Consider the following 17961-nt stretch of genomic DNA (forward strand, 5'->3'; position numbering starts at 1 on the left):
CGTCGCGGATCGTTTTCATCAGGGAGGATGAAATCATGAATATTCAGGTTCAGCAGAAAGCCGGCGAAGCGCCCTTCAAGCTGAAATACGGCAACTACATCGGCGGCAAATGGGTGGAGCCGAAATCCGGCCGCTACATGGATAATCTTTCGCCGGTCACCGGCCACAAGATCTGCGAAGTTCCCCGCTCGGATGCGGCTGATATCGAGTTCGCATTGGATGCCGCCCACAAGGCAAGAGAGAAATGGGGCAAGACCAGCGTAACCGAACGCTCCAACATCCTGCTCAGGATCGCCCAGCGTATCGAGGACAATCTCGATCTCATCGCGCGGGCAGAAACCTGGGATAATGGCAAGCCGCTGCGCGAGACGACCAATGCGGATATTCCGCTGACGATCGACCATTTCCGTTATTTCGCGGGCTGCATCCGTGCACAGGAAGGCACGATCGGCGAAATCGACAATGACACGGTCGCCTATCACTTCCATGAGCCGCTCGGTGTCGTCGGCCAGATCATTCCGTGGAACTTCCCGATCCTGATGGCCGCGTGGAAACTTGCCCCGGCGCTTGCCGCCGGCAATTGCGTGGTGCTGAAGCCGGCCGAACAGACCCCGGCGTCCATCCTTGTCGTGATGGAGCTTATCGAAGATCTGTTGCCGCCTGGCGTTCTCAACATCGTCAACGGCACGGGCCTTGAAGCCGGCAAGCCGCTGGCGCAGAGCAACCGCATCGCCAAGATCGCGTTTACCGGCTCGACCTCGGTCGGCAAGGAAATCATGCGCTATGCAGCCGATAACGTCACCAACATCACGCTGGAGCTTGGCGGCAAGTCGCCGAACATCTTCTTTGCCGACGTGATGAACGAGGACGACGCCTTCCTCGACAAGGCGCTCGAAGGTTTCGCTTTCTTCGCGCTTAACCAGGGCGAGGTTTGCACATGCCCCTCACGCGCGCTGGTTCATGAATCGATCTATGACCGCTTCATGGAAAAGGCGATCAAACGCGTTCAGGCCATCAGCCAGGACGATCCGCTCAATCCGTCGACCATGCTGGGCGCGCAGGCGTCGCAGGAACAGTTCGACAAGATCATGAGCTATCTCGATATCGGCAAGAAGGAAGGCGCCAAGGTTCTGACCGGCGGTGACCGCAAGACGCTCACGGGCGATCTGAAGGACGGTTATTACATTCAGCCGACCGTCTTTGAAGGCAACAACAAGATGCGGATTTTCCAGGAGGAAATCTTCGGTCCTGTGGTTTCCGTCACCACCTTCAAGACGGTGGAAGAAGCGCTCGAAATCGCCAATGACACGGTTTACGGTCTGGGCGCAGGCGTGTGGAGCCGCGATACCAATGTCGCCTACCGGGCTGGCCGGGGCATCGAGGCGGGCCGTGTGTGGACGAACTGCTACCACGTCTATCCGGCTGGCGCCGCCTTCGGCGGTTACAAGCAGTCGGGCATCGGTCGCGAGACCCACAAGATGATGCTCGATCATTATCAGCAGACCAAGAACCTGCTCGTGTCCTATAGCCCGAACAAGGTCGGCTTCTTCTGAGTTCCTCCCCGGAAGCCGGCGACGGATCATCACGATCAAGCCGGCGTGCTCCCAGGGGCTTCGGCTCCTGGGAGCCCGGATCAGGTTTTCAGGCAAAATAAAAGGCCGGAGGTTTTGCCTCCGGCCTTTTTCGTTGCGGCTTATGCCGCGTAACGCTGGTCCCGCTGCCTTACGGCGGCGACGGAGAATTGCCCCACCTGTTCGGTCAGACCGTCCGCCTCGCTGGATAGCGAGAAGGCGGCGGCTGTCGTTTCCTCCACCATGGCCGCGTTCTGTTGCGTCACATGGTCGAGTTCGTTGACGGAGGCATTGATTTCGCTGAGGCGGCCGGACTGTTCGCGCGATGCGGTGGCGATTTCACCGATCTGGTCATTGACTGACTGGATGCGCTTCTGGATCTGCTCCAGGCTTTCACCGGTCTTCAGCACCAACGCCACGCCACTTTCCACATCACCCGCAGAGGTGGCGATCAGCGTCGTGATGTCACGGGCGGCGGCTGCCGATTTCTGGGCGAGTTCGCGCACTTCCTGCGCCACAACGGCAAAGCCCTTTCCGGCTTCTCCGGCGCGCGCGGCTTCCACGCCGGCATTCAGCGCCAGCAGATTGGTCTGAAAGGCGATCTGGTCGATGACGTCGATGATCTGGCGGATCTTGGCCGACGAGGTCTCGATGCGTTCCATCGCAACGATCGCCTCTTTGACGACAGCCGTGGATTTATGGGCGTCCTGCATCGTGCCCGCCGTCGCCTCGACGGCGACATTGCAGCGCGACAAGGACAGATTGACAGCCTGCGTCATGTCTCCGAGAGCAGCGGCCGCTTCCTCAAGGGCTGCGGCCTGGCGTTCGGTGCGCCGCGACAGGTCTTCCGATGCGCTTTTCAGTTCGCCGGAGCCCGAGCGGATGGCGTTTGCGCTTTCGCCGATATTGGAGATCGTCGCTTCCAGGCCCGCCATGGAGTTGTTGAAGTCGACGCGCAGGTGATCGAGCGAAGGCACGAAGGATTTCTCGATGCGAAGATCGAGCCTGCCGGCCGCAAGATTGGCAAGACCGGTGGCAAGGGCATCGACGGCTTCTTCCAGTTCCCTGGCGCTTCTTGCCTTTTCCATCTCCCGCTGGGCGCGTTCCTCGTCCAGTTCCTCGCCCTTGCGATGGGCTTCCGTTTCCATGCGCTGCTTGTCCAGAATGCCCTGACGGAAGGATTCCAGCGCGCGCGCCATGGTACCGATCTCATCGCCGCGCGAAACGGCCTTGATCTCGATATTGTTCTCGCCGCCGTTCAGGCGCTCCATCAGCCCGGCAAGGCCGGTCAGCGGTTTGGTGAGACCAGCGGAAACGAAAATGCCGATCAGCGTCATGATCGCAAGCACGGCCAGTGTCGCAAGCGTCGCCCAGAAGGCGAGATCGTTGGCGGCGGCGAGAACCTTGCTCTCCTGCTGACCGATGGCCAGAAGATGTTTCTGTCCGAAGACGGAGACCGGGCGATAGGCATAGAAGATGTTGCCCGCAGGCGTCTGCGCCATCACCGTTCCTGCCTCGTTTGCGTTGGAAAGAGCCGCGAGGCTTTCGGAAACGGCGGCATCCGCGCCGCCCGAAAGAACGCCAGCCCGGCGTTTGCCGTCGGCGTTCAGAAGAACGGCGTCATCGATGGTCTTGCCGGTTTCCTCGGGCGTCACGACTGCGCCGATGCGATCGGCGGCGATGCGCATGATGACGGCGCCCTTGCGCTGCAGCTGGCCCCAGTTGGAAACGGCGAGCGGCATGCCGATCATGGCCGAATCATTTTCCCCACCGCTGAAGCCCGTGGTGCTGACGACACCGTCCTTGCCGGCCTCGATGCGGTCGAACAGCTCCTTGATCGCGGCGTTCTGCGGTTCCGTCACGCTGGTCAGGAAGTTTTTCCCCTTGGTCACGGTGTATATAATGAGGCCGCTCTTATCGATCACATAGATGTCGCTGACGCGGGTGTTGCGCCAGACGCTGGCGATGGTGGAGTTGATGGTGGCATGGCGAATGGCATAAAGCAGTCGCAACCCTTCGCCGTTGAAGGAGGCGCGCTCCTCCTCGGAGACGCCCTCGCGGCGGAAAGCCTGGAGGATCGCATCCCTTTCCGTCGGCACAACTGTGGTCATCGTCTCCAGCGCCTGCGCGACCGCGGCGTTTTGCGACAGTTCGGAAATGCTCTGTTCGACGCGCAAAGTATAGGCGTCAAGCTGTTTGGACTGGTTGCTTGCAACCGTCTCGAGCCTGATTTCGCTGGCGTCGATCAGGCCCGACTTGCCCATCTCGTAGGATAACAACCCCACGGACAGGCATGAAACCAGTGTTGCGCCCGTGACGAGCGCGGCAAATTTAGCTTTTATCGACAATGATTTAGCTTTTACAGCAGTCGGATTCCCACCCGGCATCCTGTTTCCTCCCCCAAAAAAACGTGAGCGCAGGGTGACAAAAATTGCTTACGGCCGCGTTAAAAGCGCTGCGAATTGTACGATTATTTCCCGCATGCCGTGAAAAAATAACCGGCCGCCACTGAGACGTTTCCCGTAATAAAACTGCAATAGAACGGGCGCATATCGGGTGAAGTTCAACGGCTGTTCATGTTCATGCAAGCTTTTCGCGCTCCTTCTCTCGCCACTATCGATGATGTCTGCGGACTGAATGCGGACGGATATGACGGAGCCAGCGTGAGACCAAGGCCGGATTTCGCCGTTGTCGTGCCGATGCACAATGAGGAAGCGAGCGTCGAAACGCTCGTGGCGGAGATCGTTGCTGCCTGCCAGCCGGTTGGCGCCTTCGAGATCGTGGTGGTGGACGACGCATCTTCCGACGGCACGGTCAAGGCAGTGCTTGCGCTTGGTGACCGTTATCCGATGCTGCGGCTCGTCCGGCACGACCGCCAGGGCGGGCAATCGGCGGCGATCCATAGCGGCGTGCAGGCGGCGCGTGCGCCTGTTATCTGCATGCTTGATGGAGATGGTCAAAACCCGCCGGACAATCTGCCGGCACTTCTCGCACCGCTTCTCTCAGCCAGCGCCCCGAGCCGGCTTGGCCTCGTGGCCGGCCAGCGCGTCGGCCGGCGTGATACGCTTGGAAAACGCCTTTCCTCCCGCTTCGCCAACGGGCTTCGGGCGCGGATATTGAAGGACGGCACGCGCGATACAGGCTGCGGTCTCAAGGCCTTCCGCCGCGACGCCTATCTCGCTTTGCCCTATTTCGATCATCACCACCGCTATTTCCCGGCGCTGTTCAGTCGCGACGGCTGGCAGGTCGCCCATGTCGACGTCACACACCGGGCGCGGCTGCACGGAAATTCCCATTACACCAATATTGGCCGCGCGCTTGTCGGTATCCACGATCTGATCGGTGTCGCCTGGCTGTTGCGTCGGCGCAAGCGGTCAAGCTGGGCTGAAACTTTCAAAACGGAGACATTGCCGTGAATGCACCGGCTTTATGGTCCATGCTGCATGTGAACAGCTGGAAGGAATTTCTGTGGGTCTGCACCGGCTTCATGGGCCAGATGCTGTTCACCATGCGTTTTCTGGTTCAATGGATTTCCTCGGAACGGGCGAACCGCTCGGTCATTCCCGTGGCCTTCTGGTATTTTTCCGTTATCGGCGGTCTGGTGCTTTTGTCCTACGCCATCTGGCGGCGTGATCCGGTCTTTATCATCGGGCAGGCCTCCGGCCTCTTCATCTATGCCCGAAATCTCTGGTTGATTCATGCAGAACGCCGCCAGCATGCATGACGCGGCGACCCTGCCTTATGCGCAGGCAGGCGATGAGCGCCGATGGCTGACATTTGCGTTTTCAGCGATCGTCCTCACAACCGCCCTGCGCGTCCTTGGTCTGGCCTTCAACCGCACCGACCTTTTTGTCGATGAGGCGCAATATTGGCTTTGGGGCCGCGAAATGGCGCTCGGCGCCTATTCCAAGCCGCCGCTGATCGGCTGGCTCATTCGCGCGGCGACCATTCTGGGGGGTGGCGAGGGCACGTTTCAGGTTCGGCTGGCCGCGCCCGTGGTGCATGGCGTGGCGGCGGCGGCGATCCTTGTGCTGGGCCGTATGATCTACGATGTCAGGCTGGGCTCGCTGGCTGCGGTGATCTATCTGACCTTGCCGGCCGTGACGCTCGGCAGCCTGCTGATCTCGACCGATACGCCGATGATGCTGTTCATCGTGTTGTCGATGATCTCCGTGCGCAAGCTTGCGCTCGCCCGCGGCGAGGGCCGGCCGGCGTTGGGCTGGAGCATCGCTCTCGGTCTCTCTTTCGGCCTCGGGCTGATGTCGAAATATGCGATGATCTATTTTCTGCCCTGCTTCATCGCCGCCGGCTGGCTTTGCGAGGCATGGCGCATCCGGCTGCGTGACGCGGCGATTGCGGCACTGGTCTGCGTTGCCGTCATCGCGCCCAATCTGTGGTGGAACGCTGCGCATGATTTCATGACCGCACGCCACACGGCCGACAATGCGAACTGGCATGGCGTCCAGCTGAAGATCGGCTCCGCGCTGGAGTTCTTCTTCTCGCAGGCAGGCGTGGTCGGACCATTCGTTTTCGTTGGCATGATTGTCGCGACGATCCGCGCAAGGACCGGTGAAGCCCGGGCGCTGGTCGTGCTTTCGGTGCCGATCGTTCTGCTGATCACCGCGCAGGGTTTGATGTCGCGGGCGCTCGCCAACTGGGCGGTCGGAGCCTATGCGGCCGGCGTGCTTCTGGCGACGCCGGTGCTGGCGTCGCGGCGCTGGCTCACCGTGTCCACCCTCGTGCTTGGCGGCGTCGTGGCTGTTGTGCTGCCGCTGATGACCATTGCCGGAACGCAATTGCGCCTGCCCAAAGGTGAACTGGCGATGGCGCGGTATCTCGGGCGCGCCGAGCTGGTGTCGACCGGCCTGGCACGGGCGCGCGAGGCGGGGGCGGACGCCATCGTCGCCAATGATCGTTCGATACTAGCCGAGCTTTTTTATCAATTGCGGGACGAAAAACAGGTGCTGACGCGGGCATTGCCCGAAACCGGCGTACCCTCCAGCCACTACGCGCTTCTTTATCCGCTGAGAGCTGGCGAGACGAAAAATCCCCTGTTCCTGGCAAGCGCGGATGGCCTGCCGGCCTGCCTTGCCGGCGAGACGCCGGTTGCGCGCTGGACCGCCGGGCCGGGTTTCCTCGAGGGCAGGGAAATCGGCCTCTGGCGCCTGCTACCGCAATGCATGCCGGAGGGCAGCAATGGATAATGATCTTTCGCATATGCGGATCACGATCTGGCTGACACTCACCACATTGGCGCTCGTCATCCTGTTTGCGACTTTTCCCTCCATCGATCTCCGGTTCTCCGCGCTGTTTTTCTCTCCCGTCGAGCAGCCATGGTCCGGCCGTGAACCGTTTCCCGAATGGCTGCGAGATACGCTGCGCGAAGGTACGGAGCTTGCCACTCTTCTGGTCTTCGTGATCCTTGTCGGCAATCTGCGGCTGGGTCCGCTGCAGAGAACCGGATGGCGCGTCTGGGCCTTCCTGTGCGGACCCGTGATCCTCTGCGCCGGTCTTCTCGTCAATGGCGTGCTGAAGGCGACCATCGGTCGTGCACGCCCGTTCAGCATTACCGAATTCGGCGGGCAGCAACTTTTCACGCCGCCTTTCCAGTTCAGCACGCAATGTTATTCAAACTGCTCGTTTTCCTCAGGTGAAACCGCCCTGATCGCCAGTTTCTTTCTGCCGCTCTGCGTGCTCGTCTGGCCCCGGCTGCAATGGCGCGGACGGTTCGTGATGGGAAGCACTGCCGCCGGTATGATAACCCTCATGTCCGGCTTGCGCATCGCGGCCGGTGGGCATTTCCTCAGCGATGTGGTGATGTCCATCCTGTTTTCCGCCCTGACGACCCTGTTTCTCTACCGGGTACTGGCGGTAAACCGCCACCGTCACCTGTTCACGGGGAATGCGGTCTCGGCCGATACGGTCAGCATCTGGCGTAATGGTCGCCATGCCGTCCTGACCCGGCTTCGGCGCTGGTGGCCGAAAATCAAGGCCGCCGCCTCCCGTCTGCACCGGCCGCCGGATGCGGGTGCGGCCTCGTCTTAAGCGGAAGGTCGGGCGCTGCATCCATGCGATGAATGGCGAGAAACGCCAGACGCTCCTGCGTCACCCTCGGGCTTGTCCCGAGGATCTGCAACCTAATGATTTTATTCAACGTGACTGAAGCCTCGGCACAGGGCTGAGGATGACGCCGAGAGAATGTTAGCCCGATCGGCAGCCTGCCCGGAAATTAAACCGGACAGCAGTTGGCAGCGCTAAGGGCGATTGGCGAAGTTCTTTAGTCGAACAGGCCGGAAACCGACTGTTCCTGTGCGGTGCGGTTGATTGCCTCGCCGAGCAGGCCTGCGGTGCTGACAACGCGGATATTATGCGCGGACTGGACACCGGTAGTCGGCTGGATGCTATCGGTGATGACGAGTTCGCGCAGCTTGGAGGAAGCCACACGGGCAACCGCGCCGCCGGAAAGGACGCCGTGGGTGATATAGGCGGTGACGCTCGTCGCGCCCTTTTTCAGCAGCGCTTCAGCGGCGTTGCAGAGCGTGCCGCCGGAATCGACGATATCGTCGATGAGGATGCAATCCTTGCCGGAGACATCGCCGATGACGTTCATGACTTCGGATTCGCCCGGACGGTCACGGCGCTTGTCAACGATGGCCAGAAGACAGTCGAGACGTTTGGCGAGTGCGCGGGCGCGGACCACGCCGCCGACATCAGGCGAAACGACCATGACATTGTTGGTGTCGTAATGGTCCTTCACGTCGCGGGCGAGAATTGGTGCTGCGAAGAGATTGTCGGTGGGGATATCGAAGAAGCCCTGGATCTGGCCGGCATGAAGATCGAGGGTGAGAACGCGGTCGGCGCCGGCTTCGGTAATCAGATTGGCGACGAGCTTGGCGGAAATCGGGGTGCGGGGGCCGGCCTTGCGGTCCTGGCGGGCGTAACCGAAATAGGGCAGCACCGCCGTGATGCGCTTGGCCGAGGAGCGGCGCATGGCATCGATCATGATGAGCAGTTCCATCAGGTGATCATTTGCCGGGAAAGAGGTGGACTGGACGATAAAAACGTCCTCACCACGCACATTTTCGCTGATTTCTACGAATATTTCCTGGTCAGCAAACCGCTTTACAGTGGCATTTCCGAGAGGAACATTAAGATACTTGCAGATCGCTTCGGCAAGGTGCCGGTTCGAATTGCCTGCGAAAACCTTCATTGCGGCCGCCTGTTTCCATGCCATCGCCTTGCGCCACGGGGCTCAATCCACCGTAACCAAGCGTCGTTCAAGGGGAGGAACATCCGGCTGAAAAGCCTTTGCCGGATACGCCTTGTTGCCATGCGCGCCTTAATAGCGCTGTTGCTTCCGATTGCAAGAGGACTCCGCGCTTTCGCAATGATTTTCGTGAAATCTCTGTGACTTCTCCCGTCGATTCACCTCATCCGCGTTGAGATTGCTTCCATGACGAATAATCGTTGAGCGTTTTTGCAGCGATATCCTGCATGACCCTGTCGGTCACGGCGGCCCATGGATCGCTGCCTTTTGCCGCCACCGCCTCCTGTCCCTGCAGGCGATGCAGCCGCACGCCATTGGCGTCGAGAATGTCCCAGACGTAAACGATATTGACCTTGCCGCCATCGGCAAACGCGGAGAAATATCCTTTCAGGATATTTTCGGCCGAATTGTCGTTTGAGGCGCGGATGGTCAACCCCTTCGCCCGCGCTTCGGCCCCGAGCTGGCGCGACAGCGGGGTCACCGCCTGAACGGGTGCGCCGATGATGGGCAGGAAGCGGATCGAGTTTGCAGAGGAGGCGGGCGCAAGTGACGCCGTCTGCTGCGAGGGGGCGGATTGCGCGGCTGCGGCGGGCTGGGCCGCGGTCTGGTTCTGGCGCAGCGGTTCGCCATACTGACTGCCATTGGACAGCGCCTGTGCCTGCGCCTGCAGCGAGTTTTGCGGTGCATAGGCGGGAACGGATGTCGCGGTTGCCGGGGCGGTGGGCGCGCGGTCGGCGGCGGCCGCCATCTGGTCGAGATCGCCCTGCGTTACCGGCGTCGATTGCGAGCTATTATGGCCGACATCCACCTGCGGTGTCAGCGCTTCCGTCGTGTTGCAGCCTGACAGAGCCAGGACAAGCGCTGGAACAATGACGGCCAGACAAAGGGGAGTGAACCCCGTCCGGCTCATGCGATTTTCCCTCTCATGTTCCGCTCCTTCTTGCCCAAGGTGGCGCAATGTAAGGGCGCTTTTCCCGCTCTGTCAAACCCGGCGGCGATTTAAGCTGTGAGAAGATCGAGGTTGTGGCGCGAGAGCGGCTCCGGCGCGCCGTCGGTGGTGAGATAGGTCTGGCCGAGCGTCATGGCCGTGCCGGAATCGGAATCCATCACGATCATATGCACGAACAGTGTCATGTCGGCGGTGATTTCCTGCGGATTGCCGGCGTGGAACATCTGATGCTCCATCCAAGAGGGCGAGAAACGCGCACCCAGCGAATAACCGCAGGAGTTCAGCCGGTGGCGGGTCAATCCGCGTTCGTCCATCACGCGGGCATGGACGTCGAAGACATCGCCAAAAGTCTTGCCGGGGTGGAGTACTTCTTCGATGGCGGTGAGGTTTTGCAGGCAGGCGCTGTAAAGTTCCTTCTGGCGGAAATCCTGTTCGCCGATCACCACCGTGCGCATCATGGCGGCATGGTAATGGGCGCTGACGCCAGCCCATTCCAGCGTCAGCTGATCCTTGGCGTCGAGCCTGCGGCGGCCGGCCTTGTAACGGCACAGCAGCGCATCCGCGCCGGAGCCGATGATGAATTCATTGGCGGGATAATCGCCGCCGCCGGCCAGCACCGCGCCCTGCATCGCCGCGAGAATGGCGGCTTCGTCCGCGCCGGGCTTTATGAGGGGCAATGCCGCATCCAGAGCTTCATCGGCCAATCGCCCGGCCTTGCGGGCATAGGCGATTTCGGCCGGGCTTTTGACAAGCCGAAGGGTGCTGACGAGATAGGAGGCGTCCACCATCTGGCCGAAGCTGGCAAGCTGGTTGTCCAGCAGGCGAGCGACACGGCCGGTCATGCCGTGGGTGTCATATTCCACACCGATCTTTGCGCCGAGCAGGTCGAGATCACTCAGCAGGTTCTTCAGGTCGAGCGTCGGGTCGGCATTGGGCCGGTCGACCCACAGCAGGACGTTCTCGATGATGGAAGTGTTGCGGGCCTGGCGCAGATCGGCCGAGCGCGTCAGCAGCGTCATGGAGCCGTCCGACTTGACCACCAGAGTCTGGAAAAAGCAGTAGCCGAAAGTGTCATAGCCGGTCAGCCAATACATGCTTTCCTGCGCGAAAAGCAGCAGCGCATCCAGCTTCTCCTCGGCCATTTTCGCGAGCAGCCGCTCGCGGCGGGCATCGAATTCCGAAAGCTCGAAATGCAGGGCCATATCAGTCCTCCAAAATTGCGATTGCGGAAATCTGCCGGCCATAATCGGGTTCGGCGCGGTGGGTGGTGCGACGGTATGAATAAAACCGTTCTTCGTCCGGATAGGTGCAGAGGCCGAGGTTTTCCGCCTTCACGCCGGCCTTGGTCAGGCGGTCTATGGTGAATTGCTTGAGGTCGAACAGGGCGTGGCCCTGCTTCTCCGTCTCGGCGAAATAATCCGCATAGGCCGGATCGATATCGGTGAAACGCGCCACATATTCCGGCCCGACCTCATAATTGCTCTGGCTGATGGAAGGCCCGAGCGAGGCGGCGATGCGCTCGCGGCTGGCGCCGAGCTTCGTCATGGTCTCGATGGTGTTTTCGAGCACGCCGAAGAGCGCGCCTTTCCAGCCGGCATGGGCCGCACCCACGACGCCTGCTTCCGCATCTGCAAACAGGATTGGCCCGCAATCGGCGCTCAGCACGCCCAGCACGAAACCCGGCGTTGCCGTCACCATGGCGTCCGCCTGCGGGCGGCTGCCGTCATAGGTGTCATCGACCACGAGGACATCGGGGGAGTGGACCTGATGCACGGTGGCGAGGCGGCCTGAGGGCAGGCCGAACCATTGCGTCACGCGCCGGCGGTTTTCCTGCACCTTTTCGGGTTCGTCATGGGAGCCAAGGCCGACATTGAGGCCCTGATATAGCCCTTCCGAGACGCCGCCCTGCCGGGTGAAGAAACCGTGCCGGACACGGTTTTCACCTGACGCGGCGAGCAGGGGGGACTGGAGCGGGAGCGGCAGCGTTGCGTTCTGCATGGTGCGGGAGTTCCTTGGAGAATATCGCTGTTGGCCAGTGAGCTACGGTTAAGCGAGATGTTTCCGGTTGCTGCGGCGTTGCGCGGCGTGTGTGATGCAGTGTGCCTGCTTCGTGTGTCGCGGCGATGTTGGCCCAGAGGTTATTGCGCTGTCAATCCACCGCGCGAAACGGCAGGAGATGAAGCGCGGGACTTGAAACGGCGATGACCTTGAAAAGTTCCCCCATCTTGCCGGCGCCTTCACCGGCGAGGCGATTGACCGCTTCGGCAATTTCAAGCGTCTGGTCGGGCGTCGCCTTGGCGGCAAGAGCGCCTGCTCTTTCCTTGAGGCCGAGACCATAGAGAAAATCGCCCTGTCGCAGCGCGCCGTTGACATGCACGCCGGTCGCTTCGGCCGTCTTTACGAGGCTTTCGAAATCGACATGGCTGGTGAGATCGGCTTCGCCGGGATGCGCAAGCGCCGGGTCGAAGGCGTGGTTGCGCATGGCCTGCAGCGTATCGCCATAACCGGCGACCAGATGGCCGTAATCGATGGCGAGCGCCGTGCCGCCATGGGCGGAGAGGCGCTGGCAGATCGCCGTCATCACGGCCTCGCGGGCCGGCGAAATCTCGAATATGGCGCCAAGCGGCTGCCGTTCGGGCTGCGGCGGCAGCAGGGACGGGTCTATGCTGGCAAGACCCGTTGAGAAGACGAGTTCGTCATTGGCATCGAGGTTGACCACGCGCTCGCGGAAACCCTGCGGTGTCCTGACGAATTGCCGGATCGGAATGGCATCAAAGAGTTCGTTGGCGACAAGCAGCAGGAAACCATCCGGCACATCGTCGAAACTGTCATGCCATGTCAGCCTGTCCGCATGTTCGGCCAGCGTTTGCTTCTGGATGGTGGAAAGGCGAGGGCTGGTTTCGACCAGATGCACTCGCATCGTCTCGTAAAGCGGCGGCGCGATGCGGCGGATGACGCGCAGCATATCCGACATCATGGTGCCGCGGCCGGGGCCGATTTCCACCAGTTGCGTTTGTGCGGGAGCGCCATGCCGTTGCCAGGCATGCACCACGAAGACCCCGAGCATTTCGCCGAAAAGCTGGCTGACCTCTGGCGCGGTGATGAAATCACCCGAACGGCCGAAGGGTTCGCGACTCTTGTAATAACCGTGTTCAGGATCGGCGAGGCAGAGCGAAAAATAGTCGGTAACGCTGAGCGGACCATTGAGCCGGATAAGTGATTTGATACGTTGCGCAAGCGGTGTCGTCATGGGCAATCATACCGCTTAGGCGCTTTTTGTCGCGCTGCGCGCCCGCAGGACCGCCCAGAGGCCGAGAGCGAACATCGGGGTGGAGAGCACCATGCCCATGGTCAGCCAGTTGCCGGCGAGATAACCGATCTGGGCGTCCGGTTCGCGGAAGAATTCCACGAAGATGCGTGACAGCGCGTAACCGCAGACGAAGATGCCGGTGACGGTGCCGGGTGTCTTCAGCGCCCTGAAGGCATAGATGGCGATTGCCAGGATGACGACGAGCACGAGCCCTTCGAGGCCCGCTTCATAAAGCTGGCTCGGGTGCCGTGCAAAGGGGCCGCCCGTTGGGAAGACCACCGCCCATGGCACATCGGCAATGCGGCCCCACAATTCACCATTGATGAAATTGGCGATGCGCCCGAACAGCAGGCCGATGGGCGCGACGGCGGCGACGACGTCGAACATGCTCCAGACCGGAATGCCGTTCTTGCGGGCGAAGAGGATCATGGCGATCGTCGTGCCGATCAGGCCGCCATGGAACGACATGCCGCCGTTCCAGATCTCAAGCGCCCTGATGGGATTGGCGGCCACGGCTGCCATATCGTAAAACAGGATGTAACCGATGCGGCCGCCGAGCACGATCCCGCCGGCTGCCCAGAGGATGAAATCATCAAGATGCTGCGCCGAGATGGGCGAGACGTCGTTCGGCCACAGGCGATCCGTGCGGGCGAGGCGACGGGCGTAAAACCAGCCGAGCATGATGCCGGCAACATAGGCAATGCCGTACCAGTGGATCGAGAGCGGGCCGAGGGACAGCGCCACCGGATCGATATTGGGGAAGGGCATGATGGCGAGTTGGGTGGGAGCGGCTAACAATCCGTATATTCCGTCATCGTTGCTGGGCGGACAACGGAACGATCCATTGCCTCAGGAGGGGCCGGGCGATGATGCTCACCGGTCTCCCTGACGCCAAGGAAAATGGCGATTGCGGTGGCGGCGGTCAAGGTGATTCTTCAAGCTCCGGTTCAAGATACCGTAGGTCACGCAAGCTCTTGCGATTTTTCGATTTCGCTTGCAAGGCGGCGGTGGAGTGCCTACCTGAAGACTATCAACAGCGGGCAAGACGATGCCCCTGAACCGACGAAGGACAAGCGCCATGAGCACGACAGGCACCAATCGTTTTCTGGATGAATTCGCCAAGCTGATGACCGACGCGGCCGGCGCGGCGCAGGGCGTGCGCAAGGAAGCCGAAGCGGCTTTCCATGCCCAGGCGGATCGCTGGCTGAACAGTCTGGACGTTGTCCGCCGCGAGGAATTCGACGCAGTGCGCGAAATGGCCATTCAGGCGCGGGATGAAAATGACGCGTTGCGCGCCCGGATCGAGGCTCTCGAAGCAAAGCTTTCGGCCGCGAGGGACTGATGCCTCGTCACTTTTCCAAGAAGCCCCGGATCGCAGGCGATTCCGGGGCTTTTTGTTTTTCGGCTCCCTCTGGCCGACTTGACTGCCGGTTGCCGAAAGTCGTGCTCGGACGCGAATTTTTTGGGCCTGTGGACACTTCCAAAAAACACAATCGGCAGAGTCGCTTAAGACTCTCGCCTGAGGTGATGGGGGAGAAGATATCCACTGCTCAAAAGGCAAAAATGGCGGGGAAGGGGTGGCAGCAGGACTCGGCCATTATACACTGATTTTAAATGATGATTCGAAAAGACCGGTAAGCTCCAGACAGGGTGAATGCGTTATTCTGGTGGTGTCGGGCAATCGTCTCAAATGTTTATCCCGGTTTGTATGTGCGTTTTGTGCCCGGCGTTCAAAACACGACATTCTGACCGGCTGAGAAGGTGCCGCATGAGTCTGATAGAATTTGAAATTGAGCGTCAGTCCAATCCCGTCGATATGATCGAGATTGTCGCCGCCTCGAACGACTGGTCGTTCGAGCGTTCGGGCGAAGACGAGATCGCCATGACTGTGGCGGGCCACTGGGCCGATTATCACGTTTCCTTTGCATGGATGGAAGATTTCGAAGCGCTGCATCTTGCCTGCGCCTTCGACATCAAGGTGCCGGACCACCGTGTCAACGAAGTCATTTGCCTGCTGTCGCAGGTCAATGGTCAGGTGCTGATGGGGCATTTCGATCTGTGGCGACAGGAAGACGTCGTGATCTTCCGCCAGTCGTTGCTTCTGTCCGGCGGCGCCGAGCCGAACAACCAGCAGGTTGAAGTGCTGCTCTCCAGCGCGCTGGAGGCCTGCGAGCAATATTATCAGGCATTCCAGTTCGTCGTCTGGTCGGGGCTTGATGCGAAAAGTGCAATCGAAGCGGTCATGTTTGAGACCGTGGGAGAAGCGTAACATGGTGTACAAGGCTTCCGGGCCGCTCGTCCTCGTTGGCGCCGGCAATATGGGCGGCGCCATGCTTTCAGGCTGGCTGAAAAAGGGTGTGCCGGGATCGCAGGTCATCGTCATCGACCCGCGCCCTTCCGACGCCATGCGCACGACGATTGCGGAAGCCGGCGCCACCCACGCCGAAAGCGTACCTGGGGGCGTCAAGGCCGGTATTCTTTTCGTGGCGGTGAAGCCGCAGATGATGGAAGCCGTGCTGCCGTCGCTGAAGCCTCTGCTGGGCCCGGAAACGGTTGTGGTCTCCATCGCGGCGGGCACCACCATTGCCACCTTCGTTTCGCATTTCGGTGCGGTTGCCGCCGTGCGGGCCATGCCCAACACGCCGGCCATGGTCGGCCGCGGCGTGACGGGGGCCTATGCCAACGACCTGGTGACGCCCGAGCTTAAAACCGTGGTGGACGGGTTGCTGAAGGTCAGCGGTCCGGTTGAATGGGTGGATGCCGAAAGCGATATCGACGCGGTGACTGCGGTTTCGGGTAGCGGCCCTGCCTATGTCTTTTATCTCGTGGAATGCATGGCCGAGGCTGGGCGCAAGGCCGGCCTGCCGGCGGATGTCGCCATGCGTCTGGCGCGTGAAACCGTGGCCGGCGCCGGCGAACTCCTGCACCAGTCTTCCGACGAGGCGGCGCGCCTGCGCCAGAATGTGACCTCGCCGGGCGGCACAACAGCTGCGGCGCTGTCCGTGCTGATGGCTGAGGACGGCATGCAGCCCCTGTTCGACAGGGCGGTCGCTGCCGCGAAAACGCGCGCCGAAGAGCTGGCGGGCTGAAGGGGCGAGCGATGAGCGGTGAAATTTCCTATGCCGATTTCGAGAAGGTCGATATCCGCGTCGGCACCATTGTCGAAGCAGAACCTTTTCCTGAAGCGCGCAAGCCGGCCTTCAAGGTGAAGATCGATTTCGGGCCGGACATCGGCATCAAGAAATCCTCGGCGCAGATCACGGTGCATTATACGCCGGAAAGTCTTGTCGGGCGGCAGGTTCTTGGTGTGGTGAATTTTCCGCCGCGCCAGATCGGCCCTTTCCGGTCCGAAGTGCTGACGCTCGGTTTTGCCGATGCCAAGGGCGATATCGTTCTGGCCGCGGTTGAGCGGCCGGTGCCGAACGGCGAGAAGATGTGCTGACCGGCGTGTTTACCGCTAAGCCGGAATTTTGACGATTACCCGCAATCCGCCCATCGGGCTTTCATCCAGAGATACGTCGCCGCCATGGCTGCGGGCGATGTCGCGAACGATGGAGAGGCCAAGGCCCGTGCCCGAGGCGTTGAGGTTGCGCGCCTCGTCCAGCCGGAAGAACGGCTTGAACACATCCTCGCGTGAGATTTCCGGAATGCCGGGACCATCATCGTCAAAGGTCATGATGATGGAGCGTGGCGCCTTGCGGATATCGACGTGGAGATTGCCGGCGTAACGCCGCGCATTTTCGGCGAGATTGGCGACGAGCCGTGAAAGCGCATTCGGTCGCGCGATGATCCGCTCGATATTATAGAGCTCGTAGCTGAATTTCTTGCCGTGCAGTTCGAAATCATGGCCGATTTTTTCGAGAAGGGCTGGAAGCTCCAGCGTGCCGACATCCTCTTCGACATCAGTACGGGCAAAGGTCAGATAGGCCTCCAGCATTGACTGCATGTCCTCGACATCCTTGTCGAGCCCCTCAAGGTCGGGATTGTCGCCGGCGAGCGCCAGTTGCAGCTTGAAGCGGGTGAGGATGGTGCGCAGGTCATGGCTGACGCCGTTCAGCATGGCGGTGCGTTGCTCCATCTGCCGCTCGATACGCTCGCGCATCAATATGAAGGCGAGGCCCGCACGCCGCACTTCGTCCGCGCCGCGCGGGGAATAGGCGGTGATCTTCTGGCCTCTGCCAAAGTTCTCGGCCGCCTTGGCAAGCGCTTCGATGGGCTTGATCTGGCCGCGCAGAAATAGAATGGAGATGGCGATCAGCACCAGCGATGCACCCACCATCCAGACAAGGAAGATATGAGTGTTGGAGGCATAGGCCGCGCTGCGGCTGGTAAAGACGCGCAGGGTCTTGTCTTCCAGCTGGACGCGGATTTCGACCAGCGAGCCGTTACCATAGGTATCGATCCAGAACGGCCGGCCGATCTGCTGGGTTAGTTGATCTGCCAGAATCCTGTCGAGGATGGAAAACAGCGGCTCAGGTCTCGGAGCAGGCAGATCCGCCTTCGGTTCGATATAGACGCTGAGATCCAGCTTGTCGCGGGCGATGCGGATGACGCGTTGATAGTCGTCTTCTTCCGGGTCCGTCTGCAGCAGTTCGATGATCGCGGCGATATCGCGTGTCACGGCGGAGGAGAGGCGTTCCGTCACCAATTGCCAGTGACGCTCCATGAAGACGGCTGCGACAACGGCCTGAAGCAAAATCATCGGCAGGATGATGATGAGCAGGGATCGCGTGTAAAGGCCGGTGGGCAGCCAGTGGCGCAACCATCTGCCGGAAAGGCGCCAGGCCTTGGCCACGCCGCTTTTTTTGACCGTGCTCAGAAAATCGAGGCTCGCCATGGCCGTGCGTTCGCCTTTCCTTTGGTG

General features: G+C 60.9%; 17 protein-coding genes. 9 read left to right on the top strand and 8 right to left on the bottom strand.

The features are described 5' to 3' along the window. Positions 1-35 precede the first annotated feature (35 nt). The gene (adh, locus tag WDZ78_RS09405) at positions 36-1553 is read left to right on the top strand and encodes an aldehyde dehydrogenase (RefSeq protein ID WP_137038025.1); all 1518 of its coding nucleotides are present in this window, start codon (positions 36-38) and stop codon (positions 1551-1553) included. 140 nt (positions 1554-1693) lie between these two features. On the opposite strand, the gene WDZ78_RS09410 is transcribed toward adh, so the two are convergent. After that, positions 1694-3958 carry a methyl-accepting chemotaxis protein gene (locus WDZ78_RS09410; protein ID WP_080866331.1) on the bottom strand — a complete coding sequence of 755 codons (2265 nt, stop codon included), beginning with the start codon at positions 3956-3958 and terminating at the stop codon, positions 1694-1696. A gap of 189 nt (positions 3959-4147) precedes the next feature. On the opposite strand from WDZ78_RS09410, the gene WDZ78_RS09415 reads away from it, so the two are divergent. From WDZ78_RS09415 to WDZ78_RS09430, 4 genes are read left to right on the top strand one after another with little or no spacing between them, the layout of a single operon-like run. After that, positions 4148-4987 (top strand): glycosyltransferase family 2 protein, encoded by an 840-nt coding sequence (locus tag WDZ78_RS09415; RefSeq protein ID WP_099086021.1) that lies wholly within the window; start codon positions 4148-4150, stop codon positions 4985-4987. A gap of 20 nt (positions 4988-5007) precedes the next feature. Continuing rightward, the gene (locus WDZ78_RS09420) at positions 5008-5295 is read left to right on the top strand and encodes a lipid-A-disaccharide synthase N-terminal domain-containing protein (protein ID WP_020011353.1); all 288 of its coding nucleotides are present in this window, start codon (positions 5008-5010) and stop codon (positions 5293-5295) included. Next, complete coding sequence (locus WDZ78_RS09425; RefSeq protein ID WP_425672869.1) at positions 5270-6775, top strand: ArnT family glycosyltransferase; 1506 nt, start codon at positions 5270-5272, stop codon at positions 6773-6775. Before WDZ78_RS09420 ends, WDZ78_RS09425 begins: the two co-directional genes overlap by 26 nt. Further along, on the top strand, positions 6768-7616 hold the full coding sequence (locus WDZ78_RS09430) for a phosphatase PAP2 family protein (RefSeq protein ID WP_425672871.1): 849 nt from the start codon (positions 6768-6770) through the stop codon (positions 7614-7616). Before WDZ78_RS09425 ends, WDZ78_RS09430 begins: the two co-directional genes overlap by 8 nt. A gap of 232 nt (positions 7617-7848) precedes the next feature. Here WDZ78_RS09430 and WDZ78_RS09435 read toward each other — a convergent pair whose 3' ends face one another. From WDZ78_RS09435 to lgt, 6 genes are all read right to left on the bottom strand, one after another. After that, the gene (locus WDZ78_RS09435; RefSeq protein ID WP_003522877.1) at positions 7849-8781 is read right to left on the bottom strand and encodes a ribose-phosphate pyrophosphokinase; all 933 of its coding nucleotides are present in this window, start codon (positions 8779-8781) and stop codon (positions 7849-7851) included. A gap of 220 nt (positions 8782-9001) precedes the next feature. Continuing rightward, positions 9002-9748 (bottom strand): hypothetical protein, encoded by a 747-nt coding sequence (locus WDZ78_RS09440; RefSeq protein WP_020011349.1) that lies wholly within the window; start codon positions 9746-9748, stop codon positions 9002-9004. Positions 9749-9837: 89 nt separating this feature from the next. Beyond that, the gene (locus WDZ78_RS09445) at positions 9838-10989 is read right to left on the bottom strand and encodes a M24 family metallopeptidase (protein WP_020011348.1); all 1152 of its coding nucleotides are present in this window, start codon (positions 10987-10989) and stop codon (positions 9838-9840) included. A 1-nt stretch (position 10990) separates the two neighbouring features. Then, the gene (gene pgeF / locus WDZ78_RS09450) at positions 10991-11785 is read right to left on the bottom strand and encodes a peptidoglycan editing factor PgeF (RefSeq protein ID WP_425672872.1); all 795 of its coding nucleotides are present in this window, start codon (positions 11783-11785) and stop codon (positions 10991-10993) included. A gap of 151 nt (positions 11786-11936) precedes the next feature. Continuing rightward, on the bottom strand, positions 11937-13037 hold the full coding sequence (locus WDZ78_RS09455; protein WP_425672873.1) for a class I SAM-dependent methyltransferase: 1101 nt from the start codon (positions 13035-13037) through the stop codon (positions 11937-11939). 15 nt (positions 13038-13052) lie between these two features. Beyond that, positions 13053-13865 carry a prolipoprotein diacylglyceryl transferase gene (gene lgt, locus WDZ78_RS09460; protein WP_020011345.1) on the bottom strand — a complete coding sequence of 271 codons (813 nt, stop codon included), beginning with the start codon at positions 13863-13865 and terminating at the stop codon, positions 13053-13055. A gap of 310 nt (positions 13866-14175) precedes the next feature. Here lgt and WDZ78_RS09465 point away from each other — a divergent pair, with 310 nt between their 5' ends. The 4 genes from WDZ78_RS09465 to WDZ78_RS09480 all read left to right on the top strand — a co-directional run bounded on the left by WDZ78_RS09465 (position 14176) and on the right by WDZ78_RS09480 (position 16539). Continuing rightward, complete coding sequence (locus WDZ78_RS09465) at positions 14176-14439, top strand: accessory factor UbiK family protein (protein ID WP_425672874.1); 264 nt, start codon at positions 14176-14178, stop codon at positions 14437-14439. 426 nt (positions 14440-14865) lie between these two features. After that, entirely contained in the window at positions 14866-15366 is a 501-nt protein-coding gene (locus WDZ78_RS09470) for a YbjN domain-containing protein (protein ID WP_004442934.1), read from the top strand. Between the two features lies 1 nt (position 15367). Beyond that, on the top strand, positions 15368-16186 hold the full coding sequence (gene proC, locus WDZ78_RS09475; protein ID WP_020011344.1) for a pyrroline-5-carboxylate reductase: 819 nt from the start codon (positions 15368-15370) through the stop codon (positions 16184-16186). An 11-nt stretch (positions 16187-16197) separates the two neighbouring features. Further along, positions 16198-16539, top strand: coding sequence for a tRNA-binding protein (locus WDZ78_RS09480; RefSeq protein WP_020011343.1), 342 nt, complete (start codon positions 16198-16200; stop codon positions 16537-16539). Between the two features lie 15 nt (positions 16540-16554). Here WDZ78_RS09480 and WDZ78_RS09485 read toward each other — a convergent pair whose 3' ends face one another. After that, complete coding sequence (locus WDZ78_RS09485; protein WP_425672875.1) at positions 16555-17934, bottom strand: ATP-binding protein; 1380 nt, start codon at positions 17932-17934, stop codon at positions 16555-16557. Positions 17935-17961: the final 27 nt, after the last annotated feature.

The organism is Agrobacterium sp. M50-1, from assembly GCF_049843495.1.
Classification (GTDB): domain Bacteria; phylum Pseudomonadota; class Alphaproteobacteria; order Rhizobiales; family Rhizobiaceae; genus Agrobacterium; species Agrobacterium radiobacter.